The sequence below is a fragment of the Streptomyces apricus genome (assembly GCF_008369065.1).
Classification (GTDB): Bacteria; Actinomycetota; Actinomycetes; order Streptomycetales; family Streptomycetaceae; genus Streptomyces; species Streptomyces apricus.
Genome location: NZ_VDFC01000051.1, coordinates 1 through 9,923, shown reverse-complemented (window position 1 = coordinate 9,923; position 9,923 = coordinate 1). Strand labels below are relative to the sequence as shown.

Genomic DNA, 9,923 nt, shown 5'->3' with positions numbered 1-9,923 from the left:
CCCGAGCGCCCCTCGGCCGTCTCCGTACCGGCCGCGACCGGCACCTTCCGCAACCCCACCAGCGTGCGTCCGCTGCCCGCCCGCACCGTCCGCATCGGCCGCGCCGCCGACAACGACCTGGTCGTCGACGACCTGAGCGTCTCCCGGCTCCACGCGGAGCTGCGGGCCCTGCCGGACGGGACGTACGAGATCGCCGACCTGGGCAGCCACAACGGCACCTTCCTCAACGGCCGGCCCGTCACCCGCGCGCGCATCGACGACGGTGACGTCGTCGGTGTCGGCCACTCGGCGTTCTGCCTGGTGGGCGACCAGCTCCAGGAGTACGTCGACACCGGCGAGGTCTCCCTCGACGTGCAGGACCTGGGCGTCGCCGTGGACAAGGGCCGCAGGACGCTCCTGGACCGCGTCTCCTTCCCGGTCGGCCAGAAGTGCCTGCTGGCCGTCGTCGGACCCAGCGGCGCCGGGAAGTCCACCCTGCTCAACGCCCTCACCGGGCAGCGCCCCGCAGACCGCGGCACGGTCCTCTACGACGGCCGTGACCTGTACCGCGACTACGCCGAGCTGCGCCACCGCATCGGCCTCGTACCGCAGGACGACATCCTGCACGCCCAGCTCACCGTGCGGCGCGCCCTCGTCCACGCCGCCGAACTGCGCTTCCCGCAGGACACCGCGAAGGCCGAGCGCACGGCCCGCGTCGACGAGGTGATCCGCGAACTGGGTCTCGAACAGCGCGCCGGCCAGTCCATCCACAGCCTCTCCGGCGGCCAGCGCAAACGCGTCAGCGTGGCCCTCGAACTGCTCACCAAGCCCTCGCTGCTCTTCCTCGACGAGCCGACCTCCGGACTCGACCCCGGGATGGACCGCTCCGTGATGCACATGCTGCGCGGACTGGCCGACGACGGGCGGACCGTCGTCGTGGTCACGCACAGCGTCCTCAGCCTCGACGTCTGCGACCGGCTGCTCGTGCTCGCGCCCGGAGGCAAAGTCGCCTACTACGGGCCGCCCCAGGAGGCGCTCGCCTTCTTCGGCCACCAGGAGTGGCCGGAGGCGTTCGAGGCCTTCGAGCGGGACCGCGACCGGGACTGGGCCGGCACCTACCGCGACTCGCCCCAGCACCGGCGGTACACCGTCGACGCCTCCGCCCAGCCGCGTCTGCCCCGGACCGGGGACGGCCCCGACCCCGCCGTGATGGCCCGGCCGCCCACACCGCAGAGCTGGGGCTCGCAGCTCGGCACCCTCGTGCGCCGGTACACGGCCGTGCTCGGCGCCGACCGCACGTTCCTCGCCATCATGGTCGCCCTGCCCTTCGTGATGGGCGCGATGGCCCGCGCGCTGGCGGGCAGCACGCTGACGCGCGAGACGGCGATGAACGCGCTGCTCATCCTCTGCGTCGGCGCGGTCCTGACCGGCGCGGCCAACGCGGTGCGCGAACTCGTCAAGGAACGCGTGATCTACCAGCGCGAACGGGCCGTCGGCCTGTCCAGATCGGCGTACCTGATGTCCAAGGTCGTCGTCCTCGGCACGGTCACCGTCCTCCAGGCCGTCGTGCTGACCCTGGTGGCGCTGCTCGGCGTCGACCTGAACGCGCCCGGCGGGAAAGGGGTCCTCCTGCCGCCCCTCGCCGAGATCACGGCGGCCGTCGCGCTGCTCGCCTTCACCGCGATGATGCTCGGCCTCCTCGTCTCCGCGCTGGTGCGCAAGGAGGAGGTCACGATGCCGCTGCTCGTCCTCCTCGCCATCGTCCAGGTGGTGTTCTGCGGCGCGCTGCTGAAGCTCGACGGCGTCCCCGGCATCGGGCAGCTGTCCTGGCTGGTGCCGTCGCGGTGGGCGCTCGGCGCGATGGCCGGCACGGTCGAACTGGCCCGGCTCGTCCCCGGCGACCTGACGGCGGACCCGCTCTTCCGGCACTCGACGGGCGTGTGGCTGCGCAACATGGGCATGCTCGTCGTCCTCTCGGTCCTCTTCGGCTACGTGGTGGCGCGGCTGCTGAGACGCCACGAACCCGAAGTCATGCGGAAGTAGGGGGCCGGCGCGATGACGACCCCCGGCTTCCGCCCCACTCACGTGGTCCCGCCGGACGGCATGCCCGCCCGGGAGACCCCCGACCCGGGCGGGTCCATCACACCGCTCGACCCGTTCCTGCCGGTCCGGCTGGTCGAGCGGCACGGCGACTGGGGGCACGTCCTGTGCGCCAACGGCTGGTCCGCGTGGGTCGACGGGCGGCTGCTGGTCGCCGTACCGCGGGAACCGCCCGCCGCCGGGCAGCCGCCCGCCCGTMCCGCCGACCCGCGTCCGCTGCTCGCCCGGGCCGAGGAGGCACTGCGCCACTACCGCCGGGCGGTCGAGGACCTCGCGGCCGGGCGCCTCGACGGGGCGGAGTTCCACGCCCGGACGCGGGGCCTGCGGGCCGGCCTCGTCGTCGAGGGGGAGTCCCTGTGGCTCTACGAGGCGGAGCACGAGCGGTGGGTGTACTGCGACGGGACACGCCTGTGCACGTACGCGGCACCGGGCCCGCCGGAAGCCGCCGACGCGGAGCCGTCCGCCGGACGACCGCCTGCCGGGTCCGCCGGGTCCACCGGGTCCGCCGGGTCCGCTCCGGCCTCCCCCGGCGCCGGAGCGCCCGGTGCGGTGGGGCATGCGCCCACGCAGGTCGTGCCGGGGGAGGCCGGAGGGGGAGGACGCCGGGCACGCACCCACCCGGATCGTCGGCGGTGACGGGTGATGGCCGGCGACGCGGGTCCGTACGCTGGGCGTCCCTCCGGGCTCGTCGGCAGCCAGGTCGCCGGCTACCTGATCGAGGAGGAGGCCGGCCGCGGGGGCATGGCCGTCGTCTACCGGGCCAGGGACCTGCGTCTGGGCCGCACGGTCGCCCTGAAACTGCTCGCCCCGGAACTCGCCCGCAACGACACGTTCCGCAGGCGCTTCACCCACGAGTCGCGCGTCGCCGCCGCGATCGACCACCCGCACATCGTGCCGGTCTTCGAGGCGGGCGAGGCGGACGGCGTCCTCTACATCGCCATGCGGTACGTCGCCGGGCGCGACCTGCGCCACCTGCTGGACCGGGAAGGGCCGCTGCCCCTCGCGGCGGCCGTCCGCATCGCCTTCCAGGTGGCCTCCGCGCTGGACGCCGCCCATGACCACGGGCTGGTCCACCGGGACGTCAAACCGGGCAACGTCCTGGTCGCGGCGGGCACCGACAGCGACCACCCCGAGCACGTCTACCTCACCGACTTCGGACTGACCAAGAAGTCGCTGTCGCTGACCGGGTTCACGACCGTCGGCCAGTTCGTCGGCACCCTCGACTACGTGGCGCCCGAGCAGATCTCCGGGCGCCCGGTGGACGGCCGCTGCGACGTCTACAGCCTCGCCTGCGTCGTGTACGAGACGCTGACCGGCCGGCCGCCCTTCCAGCGGGACGACGACATGGCGCTGCTGTGGGCGCACCAGTACGACGTGCCGCCGGCGGCCGGTGGAGCACTGGGTGCTCCCGGGGACGCCGTCGACGCCGTCCTGGCGAAGGGGCTCGCCAAGCGGCCCGAGGACCGCTACGGGTCCTGTCTCGCGTTGGTGGGTGCCCTGCGGTCGGCTGTGACGGGCGTGCCCGGGCGGCCTGTGGGGCCGCCCGGGCCGCCCGGGTGGGCTCGGCCCGTTTTCCCCGGAGTGACCGGATGACTGTTCCCTGCGGGTCCGTGGGGGCTGGGCGCGCAGTTCCCCGCGCCCCTTCAGGGCGCTTGTGCGGCCGGGGCCGTCTTGGTGAGCAGCAGGTGGGCGTGCGGGAAGGGGCGTTCGTCCTCCGTCGGGGCCCGTACCAGGCGGGCCTTCTCGGTGAAGCCCAGGGCGGTCAGGAGGGTGGCCACGCGGTCGGGGTGCCAGCGGTAGGCCAGGGCCACCTTGTGGTCGAAGGACTCGACCCCCTCGGCCGGGTCGTCGTGGGCCTGGAAGGCGAGCAGCAGGTGACCGCCGGGCGCCAGGACGCGGTGGAACTCGGCGAACACCTGCGGCAGCCGCTCCGGAGGGGTGTGGATGATCGAGTAGCGGGCCAGCACCCCGCCGAGCCGCCCGTCCCCGATGTCCAGCGCGGTCATCGAGCCCACCTCGAACCGCAGTCCCGGGCGGGCCTCGCGGGCGATCGCGATCATCTCTTCCGACAGGTCCACGCCGGACGCGTCCAGCCCGAGCGCGTGCAGCAACGACGTCACGTGCCCGGGACCGCAGCCCACGTCGGCGACCGGACCGCCGCCGTCCGCCCGTACGAAGTCGGCGAACGCGGCGAGCATCGCCCGGTCCAGGGGGAAGTCCGTCAGCTCGTCGGCGAAGAGCTCGGCGTAGCGGGCCGCCATCGAGTCGTAGGCCGTTCGGGTGCGGTGCAGGAAGTCGGGTTCGATCATGGGTGCGTACCGTAGTACGCGCCGCGGGCCCGGGCTCAGGGTTTTCCCGACTCGCCGTGGTGCCGCGTCCGGGTGGCCAGGAGCGCGCCCAGGAAGCCGGTCACCAGGCCCCAGAGCAGGGCGAGACCGGCGGCGCCCCACATACGGGGGCGCAGGAGGAGGTCGCCGGACAGGCCCCCGCCGAGGTCCCCGACACCGAACAGCGACAGGCCGTAGTGCGCGTCGATCCGGCCGAGCAGGCAGACCGCGAGCACGGTGAGCGCGAGCGCGACCGCCAGGTGCAGCGCGTGCTGCCAGGCCCGCGTCCGGGCCGGTGAGCGCGAGGCCGCCAGGAACGCGACGGCCAGCAGCAGGACCGTGTTCACGGCCACCAGCCACCACACCCTCCCGTCCTGCTCCGCGAGCGTGCGCAGGTTGAGGGTCGAGAGCTCGGGCGTGCGCAGCACACGGTCCAGCACCTGCGGCATCGGCAGCCCGAACGGCCCCTCCACCCTGCCCTCCCAGGTCGCGCCCAGACCGATCGTGAGGACGGGCCAGACGAGGTTCGGCAGCCCGAGGAGGACGACGGCGAGCGTCTGCGCGGCGTGCCCCCGGGTCACGGCCACCACCAGGGCGATCAGCACCCCCAGGACGACGTACGCGAGCAGCAGCACGACCATGGCGTACGCGGCCGGCCGCACCGGCTCCTGGAACCGCAGCAGACGCGGCGGCAGCGGGGCCCCGGGCGAGACGAGCAGCGCGAGGACGAACATGCCGAGCAGCCACAGCAGACCGAACCCCAGGGTCACCGGCACGTCCGCCGCGAAGCCGACCCGCGGCGACGCGACCCCGAACAGGTCGGCCACGTCGGAGAGCGTGCCCTCGCCCAGCGGGACCGCGAAGGTCCGGCGGGCCGCCAGCGCGAGGGCCGCCACGGCGAGCAGCCACAGGACGGCGATCCGGCCGGCCCAGCCCGCCAGTTCGGGCGCGCCGGCGACGGCCCGGTGGCGCAGCGGCCGCAGGAAACCGACCGCGACGACCAGGGCCCCGGTCAGCGCCACCGACAGGGGGACGACCGTGAGGGCCGCCCGGGTGCCGGCGATCGCCCCGGCGTCCCCGGTGACCTCCACGGAACCGCCGACCGCCGTCACCAGCGTCGCGGCGACGACCCGCGGGAACGCCCCGCCGGGCAGGTCGGCGGCCCCGGCCGCCCACAGTCCGAGCGCGGCGACCGCGCCCATGGCGATCACCCCGGCGAGGACCGTCGCCAGGGCGCGGGCCCAGCCGTGGTGGGCAACTGCCTGGTCAGGGGCTGTCCGGAGGCTCACGCTGCCACGCTAGGCAGACCTGCGCCGACGCGCCTGCCGGGTGGGCCGACCGCGTCCGCTTGCGGGCGGCACCTGACCGGAGCACACAATGGGCTCGTAACGCCGTGAAGCGGTACGGATCGGGGCGGGTGCCGCGGTGTCCCTACGCCGGGAAGAGAACCATGTGAGCGTCGAACCGCCGTCGTCCGGCCGCCCCACAGGACCGCCCTCGGGACCCCTGTCGGGACCGTCCGGCTCCCCGGGCCCGCCGGGTCCTTCCTCTGAGAGCCCCGGTGGTCCCGGTGGCCCCGGCGGGTCCAGTACGGGCGGCACGGGMGGCGGAGGCAGGGGATCCGGCCGGCCCTGGTGGGGATCGGTGCCGCGTGTCGCCGCCGTCGCCGCCGCGGTCGTCGTCGCGGTGGTCCTGGCCGTCGTCCTCACCCGCCCCGGGGGCTCCTCCGGCGGCTCCTCCACCACCGCCTCGGACGGCGAGGTCTTCCTGCAGCCCGCGGGCAGGACGGGCCCCGACCCGTTCACCGCGTCGACGGCACGGGACGGCTCCGGCTCCGCGGCGCCCGTGACCTCCCCGCCCGCGGACGACCCGGGCCCCGGCAACGTCACACGCGGTGTGGACGGCTCGGCACCCGGCCTCTACGGCGGCACCCGCAAGACGGCCGCCTGCGACGTCGAGAAGCAGATCACGGCGCTGGGACGGGCTCCCGGCGAGAACCGGGCGTTCGCCTCGGTGCTGGGCCTGCGGCCCTCCGAGGTGCCCGCGTACCTGCGCGCGCTCACCCCCGTACAGCTGCGGATGGACACCCGCGTCACCAACCACGGCTACCGCGACGGGAAGCCGACCGCGTACCAGGCCGTCCTGCAGGCCGGCACCGCGGTGCTCGTCGACGACCGCGGTGTGCCCAGGGTGCGCTGCGCCTGCGGCAACCCGCTGCTGCCGCCGGTCGCGCTGAAGACCGCGCCGAAGAACACCGGTGAGGCCTGGTCCGCGTACCGGGCGTCGGACGTCGTGGTCGTCTCGCCCGCGGCGCAGGCCGTCGAGGTCTTCGTGGTCTTCGACCCGGACAGCGGCGACTGGTTCACCCGTCACAAGGGCGACACCGGGGGCAAGGACCGCAAGACCGGCCCTCCGGCCGACCGGCCGTCCCCGTCCGTGAGCTCGGCGCCGCCGTCGTCGGACTCCCCGTCCCCCTGCGGGTCCGCGCCGGACGGCCCGGCGAGCCCATGCCCCCCGGCCTCCTCGCCGGACACCTCCGCGCCGCCCTCGTCGCCGTCCGCGGAGACCGGGTCGCCGTCGGCTGACTCCTCCGCGCCGGCTGACTCCTCCGGGTCGGCGGACTCCTCCGGGCCGGCGTCCGGCGACGGGTCCGCCACGACGACGGAGTCGGCCGCGAGCCCGGCCCTCCCGGGTCCGGCCGTTCCGGGTCCGGCCGGCTGACCCGGCGGTCGGGCGGATGATCCGGCGGGTGGGCGGCGGCGCGGCCGTCAGCCGTGTCCGGCCCGCGCCCCGCCGGCCGCCGCCTCGTCGTCGGCCGCCCGCAGCTGGGCGAAGAACGCCCGTACGTCCCCGACGAGCAGGTCCGGTTCCTCCATGGCCGCGAAGTGGCCGCCGCGGTCGAACTCCGTCCAGCGCACGATGCGGTCGGTGCGGTCCGCGTGGTGGCGCAGCGGGACGAAGTTGTCGTGCGGGAAGACGGCGAGCGCCGTCGGTACCGTATACGGCCGTGCGGGCGCACCCCCGCCGGAGGCGTGCGCACGCTCGTAGTAGATCCGCGCGGAGGAACCGGCCGTGCCCGTGAGCCAGTACAGCATCACGTTGGTGAGCAGCAGGTCCCGGTCGACCGCGTCCTCGGGCCGCTCGTCCGAGTCCGTCCACTCCTTGAACTTCTCCGCGATCCACGCCAGCTGCCCGACGGGCGAGTCCGTGAGTCCGTAGGCGAGGGTCTGCGGGCGGGTGGACTGGAGGTCGGCGTACCCCTGCCGCTCGCGGGTCCACTCCTGGTGGCGCCGCCAGGAGGCCAGGGTGCGCTCGCGTTCCCGCGGACTCAGGGACGCCAGTTCCTCCGCGGCCGGTTCGGTGGTGGCGTGGGCGCCGGGCAGCAGGTTCAGGTGCACGCCGATCACCCGCCCGGGGTGGGTACGGCCCAGCTCGCGCGAGATCGCCGCGCCCCAGTCGCCGCCCTGCGCGCCGAACCGGTGGTGGCCGAGCCGGTCCATCAGCACGGCGAACGCGGCGGCCACCCGGCGGAACTCCCAGCCGGTGTCCCGGGTCGGCCCCGACAGACCGAACCCGGGGATGCTCGGCAGCACCAGGTGGAAGGCGTCGGCGGGATCGCCGCCGTGGGCGCGCGGATCGATCAGCGGCCCGGCCACGTCGAGGAACTCGGCGACGGAGCCCGGCCAGCCGTGCGTCATGAGCAGCGCGGTGGCGTCCGGTTCCGGCGAGCGGATGTGCGCGAAGTGGATCGTCGCCCCGTCGACCACCGTCGTGAACTGCGGCCACGCGTTGAGCCGGGCCTCCGCCGCACGCCAGTCGTAGGAATGCCGCCAGTACTCCACGAGCTCCCGCAGATAGGTGCGCGGTACGCCGTACTCCCAGCCCGCGCCCGGCAGTTCGTCCGGCCACCGGGTCCGGTCCAGGCGCGCGTGCAGGTCGTCGAGTTCGGCCTGCGGGACGTCGATGCGAAAGGGCCGGACACGGTCGTCGTACGGGGAGGTCATGGCGGACGATGCTAGTTCAGCGCCGGGGCGTCCCCACCGATGAGTTCTCCGTCGCGGACCGGTCCACACCACCGACAGCAGCACCGACCGGGTTCCCGCTCCAGGAGGTAGTCATGACCACCGACGGATTCACCACGTGTCTCTGGTTCGACGGACAGGCCGAGGAGGCGGCGAACTTCTACGTCTCGCTCTTCAAGAACTCCGAGCTCGGCGGGACCGTCCGCGCCACGGAGGCCGGGCCCGGACCCGCCGGTTCCGTCGTCACCGTCGACTTCGTGGCCAACGGCCAGCGGTTCGTCGGCCTGAACGGCGGCCCGGAGTTCAGGTTCAACGAGGCGATCTCCTTCCAGATCGGCTGCGCGGACCAGTCCGAGGTGGACTTCTACTCGAAGGCGCTCACCGAGGACGGCGGCGAGCAGGGGCCCTGCGGCTGGGTGAAGGACAGGTTCGGCGTCTCCTGGCAGGTCGTGCCGACCCGGCTGATCGAGATGATCAGCGCGCCGGACCGGGAGAGGGCGGGCCGCGCCACGGCCGCGATGCTCACCATGCACAAGCTCGACATCGCGGCCCTGGAGAAGGCCTACGCGGGGGAGMGAAGGCCTGCGCGGGGGAGTGAGGCGCCCGCCACGACGCCCGGCGCCGCTGCTCCGCTCACCCCGACGACCGGGCCACCACGTCGGTGATCGCGCGGGCGACGCGCAGGATGCCGGGGGAGCGGACGGGGCAGGGCCGGGGCGTCGACGTGGTCGGGGCCAGGCAGAAGTGCAGGTAGTCGTCGTCGCGGTGCAGGGCCGTCCGGCCGCTGCCCGGCCGGGTGCAGTACGGCGCGTGCGCGCGCTCGTACGCGGTGCACGGCAGGTACTGCGCCCAGGTGTAGCGGGCGCCGGCCGGGCTCACCGCCTTCCCGGCGTCCGCGAGCAGACCGCCGGAGGCCCGTGCCCGTTGCTCGTAGACCGCGTTCACGCGCCGGACCCGGTCGGGGGTGATCGGGTCAGGTCCCTGGAGCACCCAGACGATCCTCGTCCCGCTCGCGGCGCCCGTGATCTGGCCGGCCAGGCGCTCGGCGTCGGCGGCGTGGCGCGCGGCGTACCGCTCGCGCGCCTTGTCGTACGTGATGCCGTCCATGCAGGGCGTGTAGCCCCACGCGTTGCCCCAGAACTGGAGCACCACGAAGTCGGGACGCAGCCGGCGCACCAGGGCGGCCGCCTTGTCCCGCGCGGGCACGAGCGATTTCTCGCCGGTGCCCTCCAGGTAGTCGCACAGGGTGGTGCCGGAGTACGGGGCGCTGGTGTAGCGCGCCTTCACCCTCTCCCGCAGGAGCGTGCCGAGGACCTCCTGGTTCTCCGTGGCGAGGGAGTCGCCGAGGTAGAGGACGGTAGGACGGGCGGCTGCTCCGGCCCGGGCCCCGGACCCGGCCGGGGTGCTCGATGCGGCCTCCTTGCGGTCCTCTTCCTTGCGGTCCTCGGGCGTGGCGGCGGGGCGCCGGTGCGTGGTGGGGCCGGCCGCGGGGGAC

General features: G+C 74.6%; 8 protein-coding genes and 1 pseudogene. 5 read left to right on the top strand and 4 right to left on the bottom strand.

Annotation, left to right across the window (positions count from 1 at the left end; translation table 11 throughout):
- From FGF04_RS30845 to FGF04_RS30835, 3 genes are all read left to right on the top strand, one after another.
- On the top strand, window positions 1-2,022 hold a 2,022-nt coding region (locus tag FGF04_RS30845), incomplete at its 5' end, for an ABC transporter ATP-binding protein/permease (RefSeq protein ID WP_149514674.1).
- Between the two features lie 12 nt (window positions 2,023-2,034).
- Window positions 2,035-2,715: an SH3 domain-containing protein gene (locus tag FGF04_RS30840; RefSeq protein ID WP_149514661.1), complete on the top strand. Its 681-nt coding sequence runs from the start codon at window positions 2,035-2,037 to the stop codon at window positions 2,713-2,715.
- Window positions 2,716-2,721: 6 nt separating this feature from the next.
- Window positions 2,722-3,672, top strand: a complete 951-nt coding sequence (locus FGF04_RS30835; protein WP_149514660.1) for a serine/threonine-protein kinase — start codon at window positions 2,722-2,724, stop codon at window positions 3,670-3,672.
- Between the two features lie 50 nt (window positions 3,673-3,722).
- On the opposite strand, the gene FGF04_RS30830 is transcribed toward FGF04_RS30835, so the two are convergent.
- On the bottom strand, window positions 3,723-4,388 hold the full coding sequence (locus FGF04_RS30830) for a class I SAM-dependent DNA methyltransferase (RefSeq protein WP_149514659.1): 666 nt from the start codon (window positions 4,386-4,388) through the stop codon (window positions 3,723-3,725).
- A 35-nt stretch (window positions 4,389-4,423) separates the two neighbouring features.
- Window positions 4,424-5,695, bottom strand: coding sequence for a streptophobe family protein (locus FGF04_RS30825; protein ID WP_149514658.1), 1,272 nt, complete (start codon window positions 5,693-5,695; stop codon window positions 4,424-4,426).
- Between the two features lie 163 nt (window positions 5,696-5,858).
- Here FGF04_RS30825 and FGF04_RS30820 point away from each other — a divergent pair, with 163 nt between their 5' ends.
- On the top strand, window positions 5,859-7,127 hold the full coding sequence (locus FGF04_RS30820) for a DUF6777 domain-containing protein (protein ID WP_149514657.1): 1,269 nt from the start codon (window positions 5,859-5,861) through the stop codon (window positions 7,125-7,127).
- A 47-nt stretch (window positions 7,128-7,174) separates the two neighbouring features.
- Here FGF04_RS30820 and FGF04_RS30815 read toward each other — a convergent pair whose 3' ends face one another.
- Entirely contained in the window at window positions 7,175-8,410 is a 1,236-nt protein-coding gene (locus FGF04_RS30815; RefSeq protein ID WP_149514656.1) for an epoxide hydrolase family protein, read from the bottom strand.
- A gap of 113 nt (window positions 8,411-8,523) precedes the next feature.
- Between FGF04_RS30815 and FGF04_RS30810 the strand changes: the two are divergent.
- A pseudogene (locus tag FGF04_RS30810) lies at window positions 8,524-9,003 on the top strand (VOC family protein); the annotation flags it as partial.
- A 58-nt stretch (window positions 9,004-9,061) separates the two neighbouring features.
- Here FGF04_RS30810 and FGF04_RS30805 read toward each other — a convergent pair.
- The coding region (locus FGF04_RS30805; RefSeq protein WP_235882586.1) for an SGNH/GDSL hydrolase family protein at window positions 9,062-9,923 on the bottom strand (862 nt) is incomplete at its 5' end.

Bases quoted from the DNA above. Each gene is read 5' to 3' on its own strand.
- FGF04_RS30835 (WP_149514660.1), top strand. From the start codon at position 2,722: ATGGCCGGCGACGCGGGTCCGTACGCTGGGCGTCCCTCCGGGCTCGTC.
- FGF04_RS30830 (WP_149514659.1), bottom strand. From the start codon at position 4,388: ATGATCGAACCCGACTTCCTGCACCGCACCCGAACGGCCTACGACTCG.
- FGF04_RS30815 (WP_149514656.1), bottom strand. From the start codon at position 8,410: ATGACCTCCCCGTACGACGACCGTGTCCGGCCCTTTCGCATCGACGTC.